This is a genomic window from Acinetobacter faecalis (assembly GCF_034187745.1).
GTDB classification, from domain to species: domain Bacteria; phylum Pseudomonadota; class Gammaproteobacteria; order Pseudomonadales; family Moraxellaceae; genus Acinetobacter; species Acinetobacter faecalis.
Genome location: NZ_JAXHPF010000006.1, coordinates 57,113 through 80,069 on the forward strand (window position 1 = coordinate 57,113; position 22,957 = coordinate 80,069).

Annotated in this window: 20 protein-coding genes; 12 read left to right on the plus strand and 8 right to left on the minus strand. The window is 34.6% G+C overall.

The features are described 5' to 3' along the window. Positions 1–48: 48 nt before the first annotated feature. Together SKM54_RS08030 and SKM54_RS08035 are read right to left on the minus strand one after the other, a co-directional pair. Positions 49–552, minus strand: coding sequence for a DUF2799 domain-containing protein (locus SKM54_RS08030; protein ID WP_171501241.1), 504 nt, complete (start codon positions 550–552; stop codon positions 49–51). Positions 553–754: 202 nt separating this feature from the next. Further along, the gene (locus SKM54_RS08035; RefSeq protein WP_321086986.1) at positions 755–1,750 is read right to left on the minus strand and encodes a glycosyl transferase family protein; all 996 of its coding nucleotides are present in this window, start codon (positions 1,748–1,750) and stop codon (positions 755–757) included. 180 nt (positions 1,751–1,930) lie between these two features. Between SKM54_RS08035 and SKM54_RS08040 the strand changes: the two genes are divergently transcribed. The 6 genes from SKM54_RS08040 (at position 1,931) to SKM54_RS08065 (ending at position 9,099) form a co-directional block, all read left to right on the plus strand. After that, a complete protein-coding gene (locus tag SKM54_RS08040; RefSeq protein ID WP_321095086.1) occupies positions 1,931–3,073 on the plus strand; it encodes an acyl-CoA dehydrogenase family protein in 1,143 nt (380 codons plus the stop codon). Between the two features lie 358 nt (positions 3,074–3,431). Then, the gene (gene pheA, locus SKM54_RS08045) at positions 3,432–4,541 is read left to right on the plus strand and encodes a prephenate dehydratase (protein WP_154772419.1); all 1,110 of its coding nucleotides are present in this window, start codon (positions 3,432–3,434) and stop codon (positions 4,539–4,541) included. 70 nt (positions 4,542–4,611) lie between these two features. Further along, positions 4,612–5,703 (plus strand): histidinol-phosphate transaminase, encoded by a 1,092-nt coding sequence (hisC, locus tag SKM54_RS08050; protein WP_321095087.1) that lies wholly within the window; start codon positions 4,612–4,614, stop codon positions 5,701–5,703. Between the two features lie 3 nt (positions 5,704–5,706). Next, positions 5,707–7,956 (plus strand): bifunctional prephenate dehydrogenase/3-phosphoshikimate 1-carboxyvinyltransferase, encoded by a 2,250-nt coding sequence (locus tag SKM54_RS08055; RefSeq protein ID WP_321095088.1) that lies wholly within the window; start codon positions 5,707–5,709, stop codon positions 7,954–7,956. Positions 7,957–8,072: 116 nt separating this feature from the next. Beyond that, on the plus strand, positions 8,073–8,441 hold the full coding sequence (locus SKM54_RS08060) for a hypothetical protein (RefSeq protein ID WP_154772415.1): 369 nt from the start codon (positions 8,073–8,075) through the stop codon (positions 8,439–8,441). 37 nt (positions 8,442–8,478) lie between these two features. After that, positions 8,479–9,099 carry an FMN-binding negative transcriptional regulator gene (locus tag SKM54_RS08065; RefSeq protein WP_321095089.1) on the plus strand — a complete coding sequence of 207 codons (621 nt, stop codon included), beginning with the start codon at positions 8,479–8,481 and terminating at the stop codon, positions 9,097–9,099. 7 nt (positions 9,100–9,106) lie between these two features. Here the strand turns inward: SKM54_RS08065 and SKM54_RS08070 are convergent, their stop codons facing one another. Together SKM54_RS08070 and SKM54_RS08075 are read right to left on the minus strand one after the other, a co-directional pair. Then, entirely contained in the window at positions 9,107–9,631 is a 525-nt protein-coding gene (locus SKM54_RS08070) for a DinB family protein (RefSeq protein ID WP_321095090.1), read from the minus strand. Positions 9,632–9,731: 100 nt separating this feature from the next. Next, positions 9,732–10,364 (minus strand): alpha/beta hydrolase, encoded by a 633-nt coding sequence (locus tag SKM54_RS08075; protein ID WP_248102740.1) that lies wholly within the window; start codon positions 10,362–10,364, stop codon positions 9,732–9,734. Positions 10,365–10,488: 124 nt separating this feature from the next. Here SKM54_RS08075 and yaaA point away from each other — a divergent pair, with 124 nt between their 5' ends. Beyond that, positions 10,489–11,268 (plus strand): peroxide stress protein YaaA, encoded by a 780-nt coding sequence (gene yaaA / locus SKM54_RS08080; RefSeq protein ID WP_321086994.1) that lies wholly within the window; start codon positions 10,489–10,491, stop codon positions 11,266–11,268. A 66-nt stretch (positions 11,269–11,334) separates the two neighbouring features. On the opposite strand, the gene SKM54_RS08085 is transcribed toward yaaA, so the two are convergent. Further along, entirely contained in the window at positions 11,335–11,817 is a 483-nt protein-coding gene (locus SKM54_RS08085) for an FKBP-type peptidyl-prolyl cis-trans isomerase (RefSeq protein WP_154772411.1), read from the minus strand. A 234-nt stretch (positions 11,818–12,051) separates the two neighbouring features. On the opposite strand from SKM54_RS08085, the gene SKM54_RS08090 reads away from it, so the two are divergent. The 3 genes from SKM54_RS08090 (at position 12,052) to SKM54_RS08100 (ending at position 18,758) form a co-directional block, all read left to right on the plus strand. Beyond that, positions 12,052–12,873, plus strand: coding sequence for a PhzF family phenazine biosynthesis protein (locus tag SKM54_RS08090; protein ID WP_321095091.1), 822 nt, complete (start codon positions 12,052–12,054; stop codon positions 12,871–12,873). A gap of 132 nt (positions 12,874–13,005) precedes the next feature. Then, complete coding sequence (locus tag SKM54_RS08095) at positions 13,006–15,771, plus strand: M16 family metallopeptidase (protein WP_321095093.1); 2,766 nt, start codon at positions 13,006–13,008, stop codon at positions 15,769–15,771. 221 nt (positions 15,772–15,992) lie between these two features. Next, positions 15,993–18,758 carry a M16 family metallopeptidase gene (locus SKM54_RS08100; RefSeq protein ID WP_321095094.1) on the plus strand — a complete coding sequence of 922 codons (2,766 nt, stop codon included), beginning with the start codon at positions 15,993–15,995 and terminating at the stop codon, positions 18,756–18,758. Between the two features lie 87 nt (positions 18,759–18,845). On the opposite strand, the gene SKM54_RS08105 is transcribed toward SKM54_RS08100, so the two are convergent. Further along, positions 18,846–19,247, minus strand: a complete 402-nt coding sequence (locus SKM54_RS08105) for a DUF3144 domain-containing protein (RefSeq protein WP_154772407.1) — start codon at positions 19,245–19,247, stop codon at positions 18,846–18,848. A 109-nt stretch (positions 19,248–19,356) separates the two neighbouring features. Here SKM54_RS08105 and SKM54_RS08110 point away from each other — a divergent pair, with 109 nt between their 5' ends. Together SKM54_RS08110 and SKM54_RS08115 are read left to right on the plus strand one after the other, a co-directional pair. Continuing rightward, positions 19,357–19,989 carry a hypothetical protein gene (locus SKM54_RS08110; RefSeq protein WP_321095095.1) on the plus strand — a complete coding sequence of 211 codons (633 nt, stop codon included), beginning with the start codon at positions 19,357–19,359 and terminating at the stop codon, positions 19,987–19,989. 188 nt (positions 19,990–20,177) lie between these two features. Then, positions 20,178–20,642, plus strand: a complete 465-nt coding sequence (locus tag SKM54_RS08115) for a hypothetical protein (RefSeq protein WP_321091727.1) — start codon at positions 20,178–20,180, stop codon at positions 20,640–20,642. Between the two features lie 93 nt (positions 20,643–20,735). Here the strand turns inward: SKM54_RS08115 and SKM54_RS08120 are convergent, their stop codons facing one another. After that, positions 20,736–21,161 carry a hypothetical protein gene (locus tag SKM54_RS08120; protein WP_321095096.1) on the minus strand — a complete coding sequence of 142 codons (426 nt, stop codon included), beginning with the start codon at positions 21,159–21,161 and terminating at the stop codon, positions 20,736–20,738. Between the two features lie 181 nt (positions 21,162–21,342). After that, entirely contained in the window at positions 21,343–22,803 is a 1,461-nt protein-coding gene (locus SKM54_RS08125) for a CYTH domain-containing protein (RefSeq protein ID WP_321095097.1), read from the minus strand. Positions 22,804–22,957: the final 154 nt, after the last annotated feature.

A 22,957-nucleotide genomic window follows, 5' to 3' on the forward strand; every position in this document is an offset into this window, starting at 1 on the left:
GCTTTTTTGAACAATAGACTAAAAGGATTATTTCATTATAAAACTGAATTACCAAGCATTTAGATTTTTAGCTCTTTTAAAGCGTTCCATTCTATCTTCAGCGTCATAGAAACTATTCATAACACGGCTACGCTTGAGTTCTAAACTACTCAAACTCTGCTTATAAGACTCCTTTAAATCATTTTTAAGATCTTTATTTTTTAAGAGACTTTCATATCTATTAATGTCATTCAAAAGCTTTTTGCGTTCTTCGCTAGCTCTATAATAATCGTAACTAACATCGTAATAAGGCTTCAAGTTTGAGTGTTCTATTGCTGGACATATTGAGTAATCGGTGCCGCCATATAGACCTTGATCAAACATATTCTGAGGTGTGCAATAAATTTTTAAACCTTCTTGGTACCCTTGATTATATTCGCTTTGATTTGGGCTAACATTTGCTTTTGAACAAGCTTTAACGTATTTAGACAATTTAAGTCTATCATCACCATTGCTGGCGTCTTTTAAACCGACATCATGCCAATTGGCAATTTTACATTCATCTGTGTTCATAACGGCACAACTTGAAAGTAATACAATACTTATAATTAAAGTAAATAGTTTCATTTTAAATATTTGTTTTTTGGTTATTTTGATTTTTTATTATAGATTACAAAGAGACAGAATTTTTAATGTATAAAAAATATATACAATATTAAAACAAAAAGAAATTGTTTTAATATTTAGAAATAAATCTTTTAGATTCACATTATTACTAATGCTTATGTTGCCAAAGTTCTTTTGCTTTTAGCATTGCATCATTAAAGTTGGTACAAACTCCCATTGTATATAAAGCAATTCCTATGGTTTCTATAACTGCAATTTCACCATATTCATGCGATTGTTTGCCTTCCCAAACCGCTTTAAATACGTCTAAATTGAGCTCTTCTTCAATTGGGCTTCGGTTATCTGTTAGCTTTGGTAATTCGTGTTCGTATAATTCACCATTTTGAATGCCACAAATTAATGTTTTAGCATCAGGATTGCGTTCAAATTCGCCACCTTCACCTTTAATTACAGCACTATTTTTATATCCCAATTGAAAAGCGGCTTGTTGATGCGAACTTCTATAAGCAGGATGGAAAATCGCTTGCATGGTCGCTTTTGCATTAAATGGATTAATTAAACGTGCAAGAGTATGAATAGGCGAGCGCAAACCCATTACATTTCGTAGATTAATTAAGTCGCTTAGAATTGGTGAAATAACATCTAAAGGTAAATATGCAAAGTTTTTTTCTTGAAGTTGTTGTTCAACATTTTCTTGATTTTGGCAAATTTGGAAATCTAAAAATTCTAAAACTTGTTCTGTATATAAACGGTTGATGGTATGACCCGAAGCTCCATGCATCACTACTTTATAGCCATGTTTTGCAAGCGTAAGCGCAGCAAGTAAAAACCAAGGGTAGTGTTTCCGCTTACCTGCATAAGATGACCAATCTAAATCGACATCTAATGATTTAAAATTGAGTTGATCTTTCGTAGCTTGAACGAAACCTGTTAATTCATCGACAGATTCTTCTTTCACACGAAGAAGCATTAAGAATGCTCCAAGCTGAACATCTAAAACTTCATCTTTTAAAATCATAGAAAAAGCTTGATAAGCTTCATCGTAAGTGAGTGAGCGAGCACCGTTTTTGCCTTTCCCAACAATACGAACAAATTGTGCAAAAGGATGTTCAAAGTCTTTATAAAGATTGCGCTTGGTATTCATTAAATCAGCATCAACATATTACAGCTAAGACAATATGCCATAAAACGCTGCTGAAAATGTGTGAGAAATTTTTAAATATTAATTTAATGACCGATGTAGGTCATGACAACTACTTTAAAAGTGTATAGCATGAAAATTGGAAGAAAAATCAAACAATCAAAATAAGATAAGGGACTAATTATGTTGGCATATGATGCAGATTTAGAGTTATTTCGCGATAATTTTAGAAGATTTATGAAAGATCATATTGAACCTCATTATGCACAATGGGAGCGTGAAGGGAAAATTCCACGTTCTATTTGGGATATGTTGGGCGAAAATGGATTTTTATGTGTTGATATGCCTGAAGAATATGGTGGTTATGGTGTTTCAACACATTATTCTTTAATGTTAATTGAAGAGTCCGCACGAGCAGGCTATAGCGCGTTATCTACAGGAATGTCTTGCCATTCTGAAATTGCAGCGCCATATATTTTGCACATTGCAACAGAAGAGCAAAAACAACAATGGCTACCTAAAATGGTCAGTGGCGAAGTAGTTGGTGCAATTGGTATGACAGAACCTGGTGCGGGTTCCGACTTGCAAGCTATGCGTACAATTGCAATTTTGCAGGGTGATCATTACATTCTAAATGGTTCTAAAACCTTTATTTCGAATGGGCAACATGCAGACTTGGTTGTTCTTGCTGTTAAAACGGATCCTCAGGCACGGGCAAAAGGTGTTTCACTTATGCTTGTAGACGCACATTTGGATGGCTTTAAAAAAGGAACAAACTTAGAAAAAATTGGTCTACATTCGCAAGATACTTCCGAATTATTTTTTGATAATGTTCAAGTTCCTAAAGACCAAATATTAGGGCAAGCAGGGCAAGGTTTTGCATATTTAATGCAAGAATTACCACGTGAAAGAACAGCAATTGCAGCAACAGCTTTAGGTGCTATTCGTGGATCTATTGATGTCACTATTCAATATGTAAAAGAACGTCAAGCCTTTGGACAAGCCATTAGTCAATTTCAAAACACACGCTTTGTTTTGGCACAAGCAAAAATAGATGAGCTTGCTACATCTGCATTTTATGAAAGAAATGTAGAGCTTTATATGCAAGGTAAATTAGATGTTGAAACTGCGGCAGCGTTAAAAAGTTTTGCAACAGATATGCAAATGAAAGTTGCAGACAATTTGCTTCAATTGTTTGGTGGATATGGTTATATGACGGAATATCCGATTTCACGTTTCTTTGTGGATGCGCGTATTCAGCGAATTTATGGCGGTACAAATGAAATTATGAAAGAAATTGTCGCACGAGGAATGGTTGGGCGCTAAAGATAATTTTAAGTGTATGGAAAAATAAAAAGGGCTTCGGCTCTTTTTTTTATGCCTTATATTTCTTATAGGCTAAAGGAAAGGTTGTCATGAACTTCAATATTGAGCATGATTTTTAACAAATGAAATAAAAAATCTTAGAAAGAGTTATCACTTAAACTTCTACTATTTATAAAACCTTTTCAATATACAAACTCCTTGATTTAATGAATGATATTGAAGGTGAAAAAGACAATAGAATTGGTGAAATCTTCAACTGTGTAAATTTAAGGCTGAATAAAGCAAAGTCTTATTGCACAACAATTGAAAGCTAACTATTGTTATACTGTCGAAAACATGTTTTAAGGGCATCATAACAATGATCAACGACGATCAAAACACAATCACTTCTCTTGATTTAGGCAAAATTCGTGAGGATATTGACTCTGTAGACCAACAGCTTCAACAACTCATCAATCGCCGTGCGAAACTGGCTGAAGCTGTAGCGAAAGCAAAGTTTGCTGCTGAAGAGAAACCATTGTTTTACCGTCCTGAACGTGAAGCGCAAGTTTTGCGTAATGTTATGGAACGTAATGAAGGGCCTCTATCTGACGCGACAATGGCTCGTTTATTCCGTGAAATTATGTCTGCATGTTTGGCACTTGAGGCACCGCAAAGTATTGCGTTCTTAGGGCCTGTTGGAACATATACACATTCAGCAGTTTTAAAACATTTTGGTCAAGATGCTGTTGTGCGTCCATTGCCTACAATTGATGAAGTATTCCGTGAAGTTGAAGCGGGTAGCGCACATTATGGTTTAGTGCCTGTTGAAAACTCATCTGAAGGTGTGGTTAACCATACTTTAGATTGTTTCAAAGCATCTCCTTTAAATGTAATTGGTGAAGTTGAACTTCGTATTCATCACCAATTTTTAGTGTCTGAAAACACACGTAAAGACAGCATTAAACAAATTTATGCACATCAACAAACTTTGGCGCAATGCCGTGGTTGGTTAGATGCGCATTATCCAGGTGTTGAGCGTGTTGCATTAAGTTCTAATGCAGAAGCTGCACGTCGTATTCGTAACGAATGGCATTCTGCTGCTATTGCATCTGAAATTGCTGCCAATATTTATAATTTAGAAACTTTGCATAGCAATATCGAAGATAACCCAGAAAATACCACTCGTTTCTTGGTTATTGGTCGTGAAAAAGTGCCACAAAGCGGTAATGATAAAACCTCATTATTGGTTTCTGCACATGACCGTGCGGGTGCTTTACTTGAAATTCTTGCGCCATTTGCGAAGCACAATATTAGCTTAACCAGTATTGAAACACGTCCTGCATTACCTGAAAAATGGGCTTATGTTTTCTTTATTGACTTAGAAGGTCATATTGAACAAGAAAACGTAAAAGCAGCTATCGAAGAAATTCGTCCGTTAGTAAAAGAAGTACGTGTTTTAGGTTCGTATCCAATTGCAGTTTTATAAGTTCACATCAGTGGCTAATGTCTAGGGGAGATTAGCCACAACCATCACCTGAAATTTTTGGAAGTGTAAAATGACGTTTGTTCCAGCCAATGAAGGCATTGCAAAGTTAAACCCATATCAGCCTGGTAAGCCTATTAGTGAGCTTGAGCGTGAGTTGGGAATTACGGATATTGTCAAATTAGCGTCAAATGAAAACCCATTGGGTTGTTCTGATAAAGTGAAAGAAGCAGTTGCTGCTGAACTTGCTGAAATTGGTCGTTATCCAGATGGTGGTGGTTTTATTTTAAAAGACCAAATTCAGCAGCAATTTGGCGTTGCACATAACCAAATTACTTTAGGTAATGGTTCAAATGACTTATTAGAAATTTTTGCACGTGCATTTGTATCAGAGAAAGATTCTGTTGTTTATAGCCAACATGCATTTGCAGTTTATGCACTTGTGACTCAAGCAATTAATGCAGAAGCAATTGAAGTTCCTGCAAAAGGCTTTTCACACGATTTAGAAGCAATGGCTGCTGCTGTTAAAGCAAACACAAAATTAATTTTCATCGCTAACCCAAATAACCCGACAGGGACTTGGTTTGAAGAAGCTGAATTTGAAGCATTCATGCAGAAAGTTCCTGCAAATGTGATTGTTGTTCTAGATGAAGCTTATGTGGAATATTATCCTGAAAACTTCAATAGTTTGAAGTTCCTTGCACAATACCCGAACCTTATCATTAGCCGTACAATGTCAAAATGCTTTGGCTTAGCTGCGCTTCGTGTTGGTTTTGCTTTAGCTTCTGTAGAAGTAACAGATTTCTTAAACCGTATTCGTCAACCGTTTAACGTGAATCATTTAGCAATGGTTGCTGCAGTTGCTGCGTTAAAAGATGAAGACTTTATTGAAAAATCACGTGTTGTAAACAAAGCAGGTATGGCGCAACTTGAAGCAGGATTTAAAGCTTTAGGTTTAAATTATGTACCTTCACGTGCAAACTTTATTTTGGTTGATGTTCAGGCAGATCCTGCACAAACATTTAATGCATTATTAAAGCAAGGCGTAATTGTTCGTCCTGTTGGAATTGCAAATCATCTTCGTGTGTCTATTGGTACAGAAGCTGAAAATGCTAAATTCTTAACAGCATTGGCTAAAGTCTTGAATTTAGAGGCTACAGCGTAAAATATGTCTTTGCCACTGTTTGAAAAAGTTGCGTTCATTGGACTTGGGCTGATTGGCTCAAGTCTTGCACGTGTCATTATTGCTGAAAAATTAGCAAATCAAATTGTTGCATCTACACGTTCTCAAAAAACTTTAGATGATGCAAAAGCACTTGGTTTAATTCAAGAAGGTTATACAAACCCTATTGATGCGGTTCAAGGTGCAGATTTAGTTGTTTTAGCTTTGCCTGTGCGTGCAACACAAAAAGTACTTGAAATTATTCAGCCGTATTTGTCTGAAAAAACAATTATTACCGATGTAGGTAGTACCAAGGCAAATGTGGTTGAAGCAGCAAAAGCGGTGTATGGCGATGCATTACCAGAAGGTTTTGTGCCGGGACATCCTATTGCAGGTTCAGAACATACAGGCGTACATGCAGGTAAAGTCGATTTATTTGCGCACCATAAAGTGATTTTAACACCACTTCCAAGTAGCGCAGATTGGGCAATTCAAAAGCTTATTCAACTGTGGCAAGCATCTAAAGCAGAAGTGATTTGTATGGATGTAGAAAAGCACGATGAAGTGCTTGCACATACAAGTCATCTTCCGCATTTAATGGCATTTAACTTGGTCGAGCAACTTGCGAACCGAGAAGATAACCTAGATATTTTCCGCTATGCTGCCGGTGGATTTCGTGATTTTTCAAGAATTGCGGCAAGCGATCCACAAATGTGGCATGACATATTTTTTGCCAATAAAAAAGCAATTTTAAATGCCGTAGATGGCTTTGAAAAACAATTGGCAGTTATCCGTAAACTAATTGAAGATGAAAACTCTCAAGCTCTAATGGGCTTGTTAGGACATGCGCAGGCTGCGCGACAGCATTTTAATCATATGCTCGCGAATAGACCCTTGATGGAGAAAAACAAAGTGACGACACAGCAATTTACAATATTACCAGGCAAGAAAAATTTCCAAGGTAAATTTAGCGTGCCAGGCGACAAATCTGTGTCACACCGTTCTATTATGTTTGGTGCTATTGCAGAAGGTACAACGCATGTAACAGGTTTCCTTGAAGGTGAAGATGCACTTGCAACCTTACAAGCTTTCCGTGACATGGGGGTGAGCATTGAAGGTCCTAAGAATGGTGAAGTGACTATTCATGGTGTTGGTATGCATGGTTTAAAAGCACCTGCAAGCGAGCTCTATATGGGTAACTCAGGCACATCTATGCGTTTACTTTCGGGTATGTTGTCTGCGCAAAAATTTGATTCTGTAATGACAGGTGATGCATCACTTACAAAACGTCCAATGGAACGTATTGCAAAACCTTTACGTGAAATGGGTGCTTTATTACAAACTACGGGTGACCGTGGCACACCACCTATTTCAATTACAGGAAATCAAAAGCTAAAAGGTATTCATTACGACTTACCAATGGCTTCTGCGCAAGTTAAATCGGGTATTTTACTTGCAGGTTTATGGGCGGAAGGTGAAACTTCTGTGACAGAGCCAGAGCCAACACGTGATCATTCAGAACGTATGCTTCGTGCATTTGGTTATGAAGTTAAAACGGAAGGCAACCGCATTTCACTTCAAGGTGGCGGTAAGTTAACTGCAACTGAAATTCAAGTACCATCAGATATTTCATCTGCTGCGTTCTTTATGGTGGGTGCTGCAATTACAGAAGGTTCAGATGTAACACTTGAAGCTGTGGGCATTAACCCAACACGTACAGGTGTAGTTGAAATTCTGAAACAAATGGGTGCAGATATTTCAGTTGAAAATGAACGTATTGCAGGTGGTGAGCCAATTGCAGATATTCGTATTCGTGGTTCACGTACATTAAAAGGCATTCATATGCCTGAAGACCAAGTGCCTTTAGCGATTGATGAATTCCCTGCATTGTTTATTGCTGCTGCATGTGCAGAAGGACAAACTGTACTTACAGGTGCTGCTGAACTTCGCGTAAAAGAATCTGACCGTATTCAAGTGATGGCAGATGGCTTGAAAATTATGGGGATAGATTGCACACCTACAGATGATGGCATCATTATTGAAGGTAAAGGTAAGTCTGGCAAGTGGGATGCTATTTTTACAGGTGGTGAAATTGAATCTCATCATGACCACCGTATTGCGATGAGCTTCTCTATGGCAGGTTTACGTACTTCTGGTGAAATTAAAATTGTAGGTACTGAAACAGTTGCGACAAGTTTCCCAACGTTTACAGAACTTGCAACAGAAGCAGGTCTTGCAATTCAAGTCACTGAATAAAACATCATCGTAAAAATCATTAAATTTTAACTAAAAACAGCCAAGCAAATGCTTGGCTGTTTTGTTTTTATTGCTTATGCTAAAACCATACAACAATAAAGCCTTTAGGTAGTGTAATGCGTAAACTAAAATTTGTGGCGAATCGTGAAATAAAAAATCAACTAAAAGATTTTAGTGAAGTTCAAACTTATGTTGCCGATTTACTCGCACATGAATTGGTCAATCATGGTTTTGAAACTTTATCGCAAAGTGGGGCGCAAGTGGCTGTAAGTGTAGATGATCATGCATTGCCACTTTCTGTAAGCTGTGAATCTCGTAGTGAAGATGGTCATTTAGTATGTGAAATATCTTCTTATCCAGATGAAAATCAAGATTGGTTAGACCGAATTACAGAACAAAGTTTATTAAATCAATTGGCACAAGCTGTAGAAAGTACTTTAAAAGATCATGAATCTTTAAGTGAATTTGAATGGAAAAATCCTTAATTACTTTTAAAATTTTAAAAATGGGGCACTAAACTGAATGTATATACCTAAAGTTTTTGAAGAAACAAGAATAGAGGTTTTAACTGAATTAATTCAAAAACATGCTTTAGGATGTTTAATTCTACATACAGATGGTGAGTTGGATGCAAACCATCTTCCATTTGAATATGATGAAAAGTCACATTCTTTATATGCTCATATTGCAAAAGAAAATCCGTTATATGCACAGCTAAAACAGTCACAAAATGTTTTGGTTGTTTTTAGCATTGATCATGCATATGTATCGCCAAATTGGTATGTTGGAAAGTTTGAACATCACAAAGCTGTTCCTACATGGAATTATGTGGTTATACATGCCAAAGGAATGGCTGAAATCATTGAAGATGAAAAAGTTTTAAGAGGTATTTTGGCAAGATTAACGCGACAGCATGAAAGTAATCAGCCAAAGCCTTGGAAAATGTCTGATGCGCCAAAAGACTATATTCAAAATGAATTAAGTAAAATTGCTGCGATCCGTATTGAAATTTCAAGTTTAGTCGGTAAATTTAAACTGAGCCAAAATAGAGATGTTACCGATCAAGTAAATGTCGCGGAAGCATATAAGCAGAACAGCAAAAATACCTTAGCTGAGATGATGTTAAAAACTGAAAAAGGTTAGTAATAATTTAGCTTTGTATTTGTAAATCCTTTTGTTGTTCTATTAGCATATAAACTAAATCAAGTTCAGGGCAAGAGTAGCCTAAAGAAGTTAATGCTGCTGTTATTTGTCCTCTATGATGTGTTCCATGATTAAATACATGTAAGAGTGTTGCAGAATAAGGCAACGTTAATTCCATGCCTTTAGTTGTGGTATAGCTTAAGTTTCCATTGAGAAGTTGAACATCGATTTTATTTAAAAAATCTACCCATAAATGTGATTTATCTTTTAATTGCTTTAATAGCATTTGAGTATTCGTTTCTACAATTGAATCTAGTTGTACAGGTTTAGAAATAACTTGAGTGTTAAAACGGGGATACCAAAAAAAATGTTCCCCAACGAGTAAATGATTGAGTGTGCCAAAAATGCTTTTAAAGGGTAAGCCCACATTTGAATGCAGGTCTTCTTCAGAAACTTGAGAAATAGCAGTACATAATTTTTCTGTTGCCCAAATATTATATTGAGCTATTGTTGTTAGCATGTCTAAATTCATTTGTATTTCCAGTTAATTTTGTAATATTTATTATAAAGATATCATTTTGAACATAAAAAACCTCGCAATATGCGAGGTTTCTTGAATCAAAAAGTAATAATTAAGCTGAAACAAGGTAGCGTGAAATGGCTAAACGCAAATGTTTCAAATAGCCTGTAAAGAAGTGATTTGCACCCGGTAATACAGTCACCATATGACGCTGAGGTCTTGCCCATTCAATCATGTCAGATAGCAATGTTACATCGTCACCTTCGCCATGAATAAATAAAATGTCGCCTTTAATTTCAGGAGTGACATAATGACGCACGCCAGCAACTGTTGCAGTGGGCAAACCACATAAAATAGTTTGTACAGGTTGTAACTCGACAGGAAGAGTAGCATAACTTTTTGCCATTACGTGCGCACCAAAGCTAAAACCGCCCGCATAGAATGGTTTGCCAATATGCTTTAAGCGTGCATATTTAATAACGTCTAGCGTATCTTCAGTTTCACCAAAACCTTCATCATGCATGCCTTCACTTTCGCCAGAACCACGAAAGCTAGGGCGATAAACCACACAGCCACGTTCTAAGAACATTTGTGCTAAAAGATGAGGGACTTTGTGATGAGGTGTTCCACCTTGCAATGGGTGTGGGTGACAAACGACAGCGAATCCTTTCACTTCACCTTGAGGATAATCAACAAAAACTTGAATTTTACCCTCAGAGCCTTGAATGAAAAATGCTTCGGACATAGGATAGATATATATAGCAGGAGAAGGGCTGTATTTTACCGATAATGTTTATATAAAACACAGGTTGGTATTAAATAAAGTCTACTGTTATAGTCTGAATAGTTAATTTTCGATCAGGTCTTTTATGCTAGCCTTAATATCCCCCGCAAAAACATTAGATTACGAAACAACATTGCCAACAGATCAATTTACACTTCCAAGGCTTTTAGACCACTCAGAAATATTAATTCAAGATTGTAAAAAACTCTCTGCAACAGATATTGCAGGTTTAATGAGCGTGAGTGAAAAAATCGCAAAATTAAATGTAGATCGTTTTCAAGATTGGCAAACTGATTTTAATTTTTCAAATGCACGCCAAGCTATTTTTGCCTTTAAAGGCGATGTATATACAGGTTTAGATGCATACAATCTTACAGATTCAAATATAGACTTTGCTCAAGATCATTTACGTATGTTGTCTGGTTTATATGGATTATTACGTCCTTTAGACCTCATGATGCCGTATCGTTTAGAAATGGGAACTAAGCTTGCCAATGTACGTGGACACAATTTGTATGAATTTTGGGGGCAGAATATTACCAATTTAATTAATGAAGATTTAGCAAAAGCGAACTCTGAAATTTTGGTAAATATTGCATCTGATGAATATTATAAATCTGTAAAAGAAAGCAAAATTGAAGCTGAAATTATTAAACCTGTTTTCCTAGACCAGAAAAATGGTAAATATAAAGTCATTAGCTTTTATGCGAAAAAAGCACGTGGTTTAATGGCACGTTATATTATTGAAAATAAAATTGAAAAAATTGCAGATTTAAAATCATTTAATACAGATGGTTATTATTTTGATGCTGAAAGTTCATTGAAAGGTGAACTTGTATTTAAACGTGATGAGCAGGCAGCTTAACTCAATAAAATACAGACAACAAAAAAGGCAAAGTAAAAACTTTGCCTTTTTTTATTCAATGACAACTTAGTGGTGGTGACCGCCAGCGCCATGAACGTGACCGTGTTCTAATTCTTCAGCAGAAGCTTCACGAATTTCAACGATTTCAACTTCGAAAGTTAAGTCTTGACCAGCAAGTGGGAAGTTAGCATCAACAATTACGTTGTCGCCTTCAACAGATTTAACAGTAACGATTTGAACGCCATCATCAGTTTGAGCTTGGAACTGCATGCCCGCTTGGATGTTATCAACACCTTGGAACATTTGAGCAGGAACTTCTTGAACTAGGTCTGGGTTGTATTCGCCATAACCTTCAGCAGCAGGAACATTAACAGTGAATTTTTCACCAACTGTTTTGCCTAAAAGTGCATTTTCAAGACCTGGGATGATGTTACCTGCACCGTGCAAATAGGCAAGTGGTTCACCTTGAGATTGGTCCAGAGTTTCACCCTCTGCGTTAGTCAATGTGTAGTGGAAAGAAACCACAAGATTGTTTGCAATAGCAGTCATGTTATTGATCCAGTCAAATTTTAAGGGTACATCATAAAGCGAAAGCTAATTATGTAGAATAGATTTGAGCAAAATTCTACATTTTATTGATGTTTTCATATTTATATGGGCAGTTTAAACAAATTCAATGTCATTTCAATGAATAACTGACAAATAAGCGATTTCTTTTACTTTTCCTGATTAAAAAAATAGCTTATGGTGATTTTACAACAACATTTATATTAGGCAATCATCATGAAAATGTACCAAGTCGATGCTTTTACCACGCAACTTTTTAAAGGAAATTCTGCTGCGGTTTTGGTTTTAGACAATTGGTTAAATGAAGAACTTATGCAAAATATTGCCTTCGAAAATAATTTGGCAGAAACAGCATTTGTAAGAATTATTGATGATGAAAATTATGAAATCCGTTGGTTTACACCCACCACAGAAGTTGATTTTTGTGGTCATGCAACCTTGGCAAGCAGCTTCGTTTTATTTAAAGATTATACGCAAAAGAAGAAAATTCAGTTTCATGTAAAGCAGTTAGGTATTTTTATTGTTACAGAAGTAGATGATGGAAAAATCATTATGGATTTTCCAATTCGACCTGCAAAAAAGTTAGAAAGCTATCCAGAATTATTAGATAAAGCCTTCACTAAACCATTTAAAAATGTGTATTTAAATGAGCAAGCTTACATTGTGGAATATGAAAATAGCCAAGATATTTTAGATGAAATGCCAAATATTGAAATGTTGAAACAATTGGGCGAAATGAAAATAGCCAATTCAGTGAATACTTCATATCTTGATGTTGCAATTACAGCAAACTCAAATAAGTATGATTGTGTATCTCGTTATTTTGCACCTGCAAATGGAATTAATGAAGATCCTGTAACAGGATCAATTCATACGGCTATTATTCCAATTTGGGCCGAAAAATTAGGTAAAAATCAACTTTTAGCGTATCAAGCTTCAACTCGAGGCGGAGAGTTATTTTGTGAAATAAAGGCACCTGATCGAATAGAAATTTCAGGTTATGCAAAACTGTATATGCAAGCAGAAATTTTTATCTAATTTTCAGTTTTTAGTTAAAGCTACCGTTAATGGTGGCTTTTTTTTGCAAAATTTAACAGAAGGAATTTGACTGAAAGATATATTGAGAAGCTAGATAAAAAATAAAACGTCATATTTTAAATAGGTTTTTTTATGAAATTAAAACTCAAAAGATTAACGATTTTTGTATTGGCTTTAGGTTTAAGTTCAACTGTTTTTGCTAAGCCCGTATTACAACAAAGTTATAAAAATATTGAAGAATACAAACTCGATAATGGCTTAAAAGTTATTCTTTTTGAAAATAATAAAGAAAGCAAAGTTTATATGAATATGATTTACCAAACAGGTTCGTTAAACGATCCTCATGGTAAAGGCGGTATGGCACATTTGCTAGAACATCTTGCATTTAAAGGCACTAAGAATATTCAAGGCGAAGATTTTCAAAAGCGTTTAGATCAGTACACATTAACCAATAATGCAAGTACAGATTATTACGTGACTCAATATACAAATGAAGTTCGTGCCGAGAAAAAAGCAATAGATGAAGTTTTGCGTTTAGAAGCTGAACGTATGGATAAATTGGTGCTACAGCAAAAATTTGTGCCAGCAGAAATTGAAATTGTAAAACGTGAGCGTGAATTAACATCTGATCAGCCATTTGCGATTTTGATTGATCAAGTTTTTAAAGGCATTTATGGCAATAAAGATTTGGGTCGTGAGCCTATTGGTGATTTAGAAGAGCTTGAATCTATTAATATGGACGAGCTTAATGAGTTCTATCGTAAATGGTATACGCCCAATAATGCGACTTTTGTCATTTCAGGAAAATTCGACAAAGGAGCACTTTTGGAAAGTTTAGATCAAAAATTCAGTTCTATTCCTGCACGTAAAATTCCTGAACAAGCTGTAGTGCCTGATCTTGATTTAACTAAAGTAAAAGGACAAACATTTAGCGTTCAAAAAGGTAGTAGCTACCAAAAAATTAATTTATATATGACACCTAGAAACCCAAAAATTGAGCCAGTATTGGAAGTTGCACCGTTGCTTTTTGATATGGAGCCAAGTGGTCACTTATATAAAAATATAGTAGATACAGGTATTGTAAATGAAGCAATGCTTTCGCCTTGGAATACGAAGAATTTTAATTTAATGCTTGTGAGTGTAGATTATTCACCTTCACAAAATGTGAAAAAAATAGATAAAGAATTAATTTCCAATATGGAAAGTTTTAAGCCGTTTTCTGATGCTGAATTGAATCGAGTAAAAACGCTTTTTAAAAATGGGACAGAAGCTAATTTTAAAGATGCAAGTCAAATGGGGGATGTCCTAAGTCAGTCTGTTGCTTTAAATAATGGGGATTGGTTACGCTTTTTTAAAAATAGAGAGGCGATTCAAAATTTAAATGCAAATGGTGTAAATCAACAACTCAAAACATATTTTAAGCCTGAGAATCGGATAAAGACCGAAATTACACCAACACCTACGTCAGATATAAAATCTCAGCAAAATGAAGGAAATTTGATACTACAAACATTAAAAGATGATTTGGAACAGAAACCAGAACCTTTAAAAAATATTGAAGTATATAAGCGTGAAAGTGCTGCACATTTAAAAAGTATAAAAAACGTTTTAACTGCATCTGAGCGTAAGGTACAAAGTGGCTCATTAGATAACGGTTTAAAATACAAAATTTATTCGACAGAAACATCTGATGATATGGCTTATGGAACTTTTGTTATGAATTTTGGTACTCAAGATACTATGCAAAATCAAAAGCAGGTGATTGAATTTGTTTCATATTTAATGGCACGTGGTACGAAAGATCAGTCTTTACAAGATATTGCAGATCGTGGAATTGAAGCAAATGGCGAATTTTTAATTTTTCCAGATAAAAACTCGATTGAAGTCAAAGTATCGGCAGATCATGATAAATTTTTAGATTATTTTGCTTATGTTTTAGATGTAATTCAAAAACCATTATTTGATAAAGAACAATTTGATTTAGTAAAAACACGTTCATTAAATCAAATTAAGAAAGACAATAAATCCCCTGATATGGTTGCACAAGGCAAAATTAATGAGCTGAGTAATCATTATAGTAAAGGTGATTTACGATATAAGCCAAGTCCAAGCTTGCTTGAAAAACAAGTTAAAGCTGTGTCCTTAAAGAAAGTGCGTGATTTTTATAAAAATAATGTATCTGCAAGTCAGGGAGAAATAGTTTTAACAGGCAAATTTGATCATGAGCAAGCGAAGCAAATTTTGCAAAATAAATTGAGCCATTGGAGCAGTCATAATGAGTTTCGTTTGATCGAAAATGATTATGTTCCAGTAACTGCACAATCACATTATTTATTTGCTGAGCCACGTGAGTTTGGTGCTTATAAAAGCTTTATTGATATTCCTTTAAGTAAGCAAAGTGAAGATACACCTGCAATGTGGGTCATGAGCTATATATTGGGTGAGTCGCAGTTGTCTTCAAGACTGGGCAAAGAGTTACGTGAAAAAAATGCTTTGGTCTATGCATTTGGTTTTGGACTAGATTTAAATCAAGTGAATGAAGCAGGGCGAATTGCAATTGAGGCGAATTATACAGCAGGAAATGGCAAGCTTATTTCGCAAGCGATTCATAAAGTTTTAAATGATGTGCTAAAGAATGGTGTGACAGAGCAAGAAGTTGAATTTGCTAAAGCAGCATTGTTACAGCAAGATGCAACACGCTATGAAATAGACTTGGCAATGCATGACTTATTTGCAAAGCAGTTGAAGTTTAATCAGGATATGAAATATCAAATTGATAAGACCCAACAATTGGCAAAAGTCACTAAAGCGGATGTTGATGCTGTAATTAAGAAATATATTAAGCTTGATCAGTTTGTAGAAGTAATGGCAGACCAATACGGAAAGATGGAGAAATAAAACAGTAAACTTCATGTTTTATTTGTTGTTTAAATGAAAAAATCAAGTTTTTATAATTGATAATCGTTTACAATTATATTTAATGGTCAGTCTAAATTAGATTTTAATCTGATGAATGGACTGACCATTTTCCAATTTTAAATCTATGAAAATTAAAAGATTCCAGTTTTATTGAGCCTTTGTGTTTAAGTATAAGAGGAACTGAATCTTTTGGAGTGAACATGGCTTTTCGCTTTAATCAATATGTTGTATCCATCATTTTGTTGGGAATAGGGGCTTCTGTTTTTGCACAACCAGTGCTGTTAAAAACTGAGCAAAAAATTGAAGAATACAAATTAGATAATGGTTTACGTATTGTTCTTGCGGAAAATGATAAAGAAAATAAAGTGTATATGAGTACGATTTATCGGACAGGTTCTTTAAATGATCCTAAAGGTAAAGGTGGACTTGCGCATTTATTAGAACATTTAGCATTTAAAGGTACACAAAATATTAAAGGCGAAGAATTTCAACGCCGTTTAAATCAATACACCTTGTCGAATAATGCCAGTACAGATTATTACTCAACAAAATATATTAATGTGATTCGTCCTGAGAAAAATGCGATTAATGAAATTATTCATTTAGAAGCAGAGCGAATGGATAAGTTGGTACTACAAGAAAAATTTGTACCTTCTGAAATTGCAATTGTAAAACGCGAGCGTGAAGTTCGTTTAGATCAGCCATTTGCTGTACTTATAGATCAAGTATTTAAAACAGCTTACGGCAATCAGCATTTAGGTCGTTTGCCTATTGGAGATTTAAACGAGCTACAAACTATTCAAATGGGCGAGCTAAATACTTTTTATCGTAATTGGTATGCACCGAATAATGCTACGCTGATTATTTCAGGTAAGTTTGATAAAGCAGAAGTATTAAAGCAAATTGATGAAAAATTTAGTCCAATTGCTGCACGTAATATTCCACAGCAAGCTAAGGTACCAACATTAGATAATTCTAAATTTGCCAATAAAACGTTTGTGGTGCAAAAAGGAAGCGACTTAGCCAAATATAATATTTATTTAACTTCAGCCAATGAAAAAATAAAAACAGCTTTGGCAATGGCTCCAACTTTATATACCTTGCAACCAAGCGGTCATCTGTATCAAAGCATTGTAGAGTCTGGTACGGCAACAGCAGTTCCTGCAACAACATGGTTAGATAAAGATTTCAATATGGTATTTATGGGCGCTGTTTATGCACCAAATCATAATGAAAAAACAGTTCAAACGGCATTAAATAATGGTGTAGAGCAAAATAAACCATTTACGGATATTGAATTAAACCGTATTAAAAAAATGACCATTAACCAAGCAGATAGTATTAAAAATAGTGCTTCTGCATTGGGTTCACGTTTAGGCGATTATGCAGTCGCTTACAATGGTGACTGGAGCAAATATTTTAAAGATTTAGAAGAAGTTCAAAACTTAAAAGTTGATGAAGTGAATCAAGTCTACAAATCATTTTTAACGCCTCAAAACCGAATTATTGGTGATATTCAACCAACGCCTGAAGATCAGAAAAAAGCATTAAAATTGGATGTAAATGCAACCAATGCAAAAACTTTAGATGCATCGAGTGAAAAGCCTGAACCTTTAAAAGATATATCGACCTACAAAAAAGAAGTGAGTACTTTTGTAGAAGCTTCAAAAAAACATATTGAAACAACTGAACAAAAAATTGAACGTGGCGAATTTAAAAATGGCGTGAAATATGCGCTTTATCCAACGTCTACGCGTGACGATAAAACCTATGCCACTATTCATGTAGATTTTGGTACGGCTGAATCTTTATTTAACAAAGGGCAAGTTGTCGATTTAATGGCATATTTGATGCTACGTGGATCTGATAAATACAGTTTGCAAGATATTGCCGATAAATCGATTGAAGCGGGTGGTGGTGTTTCAGCTTCTGGTAGCGGTAATGGTGTAAATATTCAGGTTGTGGCGAAAAAAGAAAAGTTTGAAGAATTTTTCAAATTCGCAATTGAACTCATGAAAGCGCCTAAATTCGAACAAACACAATTCGATTTAATTAAATCGCAATCACTTTCAAGTTTAGACCGTCCATATACAGAACCAGATATGGTTTCTGCTTTAACCATCACACGTATTTTAGAAAAATTCCAACCAGGTGATTTACGTTATCACTTTGAGCCTGAATTTGCTAAAAAGGAATTAGAAGCTGCAACGAATGATCAGGTGAAAGCTTTATATCAACAATTTTTTGCCATGAACCATTCACAAATTGCTGTGACTGGAGATTTTGATGCGAAGAAAATGAAGAAGTTGTTAAAAGCTGAATTTTCGAAGTGGAATGGTAACGAAACGTATGAAAAGTTAATTACGCCATATTCAACATATTCTGCACAAAAGCATCATATGCTGGCGGAACAGCGTAAATTTGGTAGTTATGTGAGTGTCATGCCATTTCCTGTAGGTCAAGACCATCCTGACCGACCTGCGCTTGTGGTATTTGGAAATATTTTAGGTGTTTCACAGTTATCTTCACGTTTGGCACAAGAATTACGTGAAAAAAATGCTTTGGTTTATGGTTTTGGTAGCACATTAAACTTTAATGATAATAATGATAGTGGCGCTTTAGGTATTAGCGCAAATTACACAGCAGGTAAAGCAGCTCAAGTTTCGCAAGCTGTTCATAAAGTTTTAAATGACTTATTGAAAAATGGTGTAACAGAGCAAGAGGTTGAAGCAGCAAAAGCAGAAATCTTTAAAAAGCGTGTAACTGCATTAGAAGATGAGCGCCGTATTCACAGTATGCTTGCACCACAATTAGAACGTGGACGAGATTTGTATGCACGTGAAAAGCAAGATCAAGACTTTGCCAAAGTAACAAAAGCAGATGTAGATGCTGCAATTAAAAAATACATTAAGTTAGATCAATTTGTAGAAGTCATGTCTGATCAATATGGTAAAGCTGCTAAATAATCTTTAATATTTTCAATATTTAAAGCAATAAAAAAAGCCCAATTGGGCTTTTTTATTATGAGTTATAACTCAAAACACAAATGTGAATTAGTGTTTGTGGTCATGATCATGGTTGTGTTTATTTGCATGAAACTCTTCGTTATGACGGAAACGTAAATAGTTTTCGAACTGTTCACAATATTCGTCATAGTTATCTTCTAACATCATTTGGAATTGCTGAAGAATATAAGACATTACTTGATCTTTCGCATCACGCATTTCGTTGCCATCTTTAAAATTATTGGCAGCAACCCAAGTATTAAAACGAGCAGTACCAAATAGCATTGCAGCGCTTACTTGACCACGTTTTTCACTTGGTTTTTCCTGAGTTCCTTTTTCTACACGGCAAAACTCATTTGCTTGTTTGATAAATTCATCAGCGCGTTCAAAGAAAATAGCATTCAAAGCTTCTTCTTCAGTTACATCTGTCGCTTCGATCTTTTGAACCATGAGCTTTTCCTAGTATAAAAATCTGATGCTGCATTATAGGCAAAGGCTTGCAGAAACGGAACCTTTCGCTTAATCTAAAAATAGCCTAAGCATTATTCTGGAATATTCAATGCAAGATGCCATAGCGGTTCAAAGTTTAAAAAGTGACATTGCATTATTGCGCCAAAATATTTGGCCACCTGCAAATTTAGCTAATGTAGAAGGCTTGCCTATTTATTATGGTACAAAGTCTGAAGTAGGCGAATATTACAAACAATGGACGGGCTTAATTGAAAGGGCACAAGATTTATTTCAACCTTTCATGGAAGATGAAGTGCTTGATGAAATTCATTTGCCAAGTCACTTAAATTTGCCGTTATTTTATTTTCATGTAGACCGAATTCGTATTAATAAAACACGTGCGAAAGAATCGAAAACTTTTCGAGGTATTGCAAGTTTAATTGAAAAATGTGGGCAATTTGAACCTGAACAAATTTTAGCGATGTCTGAATGGTTAGATAGTGATGATACGGCTGCGTTAGTTGCACATCGTGAGTTTATTGATTTGAGAACTTATGTTTTTCAGCATGGTCAAAGTGATTACACGCGTACTCGTTTTTATGTGAATGGTATTGTGTTAAGCACGGAAGATGATTTTAAGTTGGTTGATGCGCGAGATAAGCCACGTAAGCAACGTAGCGATAGTTATAACGATCCTTTGGCAGATAACAATACGTGGAAAGTGTTTGGGAAGTATCGTTAAGAAAAATGATATAAAGTTGTGGAACATTGCTTAAATAATAAGCGTGGAACATGGAAAGCTGATAAAAAAACCCAACTCAGCTAAGTTGGGGTTTTTGTATTGGTGTAAAGTCATGATTTAAATAAGAAAATAACAACCATTTCGTATAGCGTGTATTATGTTAATTTTAGAAAATATAAAGAATCCAAATGAATGATGATAGTAAGTTTTGCTTCTGGTTAAAGTTGAATGTAGGCTTAATCACTCCTAAAGAAATTCAGACTTGGGCAGATAAAAAAATATTGGAAGACAATAACGATCAGTTTGTTCTAGATATTTGCTATCTAAAATCTGATGCTGAAGTTAAAAACTATTTTAATAAATTAATACGAGCTGATTTAGATATACATGATGAGCAGCTAATTTCTATCAATATTTTAAAAGAATACATATCTAAAAAAACTCCATCAAACTTAGATTCTGGGTTAAATCAATATATAACTGATGTTGAATTAATTTGTTGGCATATTAATGATTCAGATTTAACTTCTCTGCTATACATTTATAGTGACCAGATTAATTTAGCTTATCAAAAAGTTCTTACCATATCTGTTAAAGAAGCATTTGATGAATTTTCAAAGCATATAAATGAATGGCTAAAACAGTCCATTTAACATAATGGCTGTTATACGAAATGGGAAAAATCCTAGATCTGGGTCTAGGATTTAAATAAAAAACACTTATAAATTAATATGATAGTCTCAATATTAGCCCATTGTGACTTGTTTCAACTCTAATGAATCATCAAATTCAAAATGTAAATAGTTATCAAATATTCTGTATTTAAGCCAACTGTCACTTTCTTTTTCGGGGGTTCCAAATAGATTGGCTACAGATTGCTTCGTACTTTTATGATTAATACCTATGATCAGATCTTCTAAAAATGGGTATGGGTAATATTCTTCATTCTCTTTGACGTAAATGAAAATGGTATCTAGTATCTGATGTTCATTAAACCTGAACGTAACTCCTCTCTTAAAAAATTGCCAATAGAATAGCTTTTCTCCACCGAAATTAGTTTCTAATGAGTCAAACTCACTTGCAACAAGAATAACTGCTTTCAAAATATCTGAACTTGACTCTTTAGTTCCAAGACAGGACAAAAAAACCTCTACATCACCTGAAAAATTCACTTATTACATACCAATCAAAATTTTCTTTATCTTTTAGTTTTATCATATTTAAAGTGAAATCTCTGATGCAAAATTAAAATTTTCAAAAACTGCATCCATTTAACATAAAATCTCTTATACAAAATCTAAATATTTAATAAAAAAGCGAGGAGTCTATCCTCGCTTTTTTGTTTACTAAAACTTATTTCAAGAATTTACGACTCACCATAAATTGGTCAGTCACTTCCAATAAACGCTCTGCATAAACTTCTTGCTTTGCTGTAAGCCAACCTAAAACAAACCAATCACTCGCTTCCAATTCTGTTTGCTGAATATATAAAGCAGAAGAAGATAAAACCAAATATTCATGTGCTGCAAGTTGCGCGTCATTTAAAGCTTTGCTGTATTTTTGCAAATTTTTAACATCATAAATATGGGTTAAAATTGGAAAGCTAAACTTCAACTCACTAATATGCGTTGCAAGTAAATCTAGGCTTTCAAAATTACTGATGTCTGCTGCAATTAAACTTTCCTGCAAAATTTTATACTGATGTTGCAACGTATTTTGAGCAAAAGCCTTTAAATCTTGTTTTTGCTGAACATCATTTTCTTCTAAACTAAAAATTAAAAGCTCAAGAAAATGATGAACGTTTTGCGTAGATTTAACTAAATTATTCAACTTTTCTTTAGCGTAAAGAATGTCTTTTTCTAAGTTTGAAGATGTATTTGGGTTTTGTAAGAAAGTGCCCAAAGTATCTTGCATGTGTTGTAAATGCTGTAGGTTTTCAAATTGCTGTTTAAACGCATTTAACTGATTTGTCCATTTACTCGAAAGAGAAGGGCTCCAATCTTTAAATATATGCAAACTTAAATACAAATGATTCAGCGCTGTTTGAGCTTGTTCAATATGCGCTTTTTCAGCAAATCCTGCCGATATTGCAGCAATATTGGGCAATAAATGTTGAAGCTGTTGAGAAATTAATAAACGTAAATTTTTATCTGCGCTGTCTTTTTTACTTAAAATAAAGTCTTTTGCATATACAGCAGGACTTACATTTTGTTGTTGTGCCAATAAATTTCCAATTTCTGCTTTGCTACGTACATCTAACCAAAGTTGATACTTCTTCACCCATTCAAAACTAAAGGCAAGTAAACTTTTAATTGAGCCTTCTTTAAGTTCAAATTCCACTTCATGAACAGCTGTTTCTGCATGTTCAGAGCGAATTGAACCAATATCTAAACTTACTTCAATAGTTGTATCTTCAAAAGGAATAACACGGAAAGTACGTTCAATATCCGTTTCAAATTGGAGTTTTAACGCATCAAAATTTTGCCCTAACGCATTTGTTAAAATTTGAGTCGCTTCAGTATCGTCTTTATAAATATCTAAATTGAGTTCAGGAGCTTGCTCAGTTTCGCCTAAGTCATAATTATGTTCAAAACGTTGAATATGACTTTTTCCAGCTGCTTTTAGGGTTTGAATCCAGCGAGTACCTTCTAAACGTAAACGAAGTGCAGCATGATTTTGTGCCAATAAACGATCTTCGGTATCAAAATATTTTGCTTTTAATTGAATGATTTCTGACTTTTTAGGATCTATAGCTTTAAGTAAAGCATTGCGTCTTGATTCATGAATTTGAAATTTTAATTCAACTTCGGTCATAAGTTTTGTCCTAGTTTTAAATCTCAATATGTGAGATGCGTCAGTTCATGTGAATATGCGTTATTAAAGTTATGTATAAGCGCAAAAATTAATCTTGTATAAGTTCAGCTTTCGATTGTAGCGAAAATCTATTTTCATGTAAGACTTGACGAAT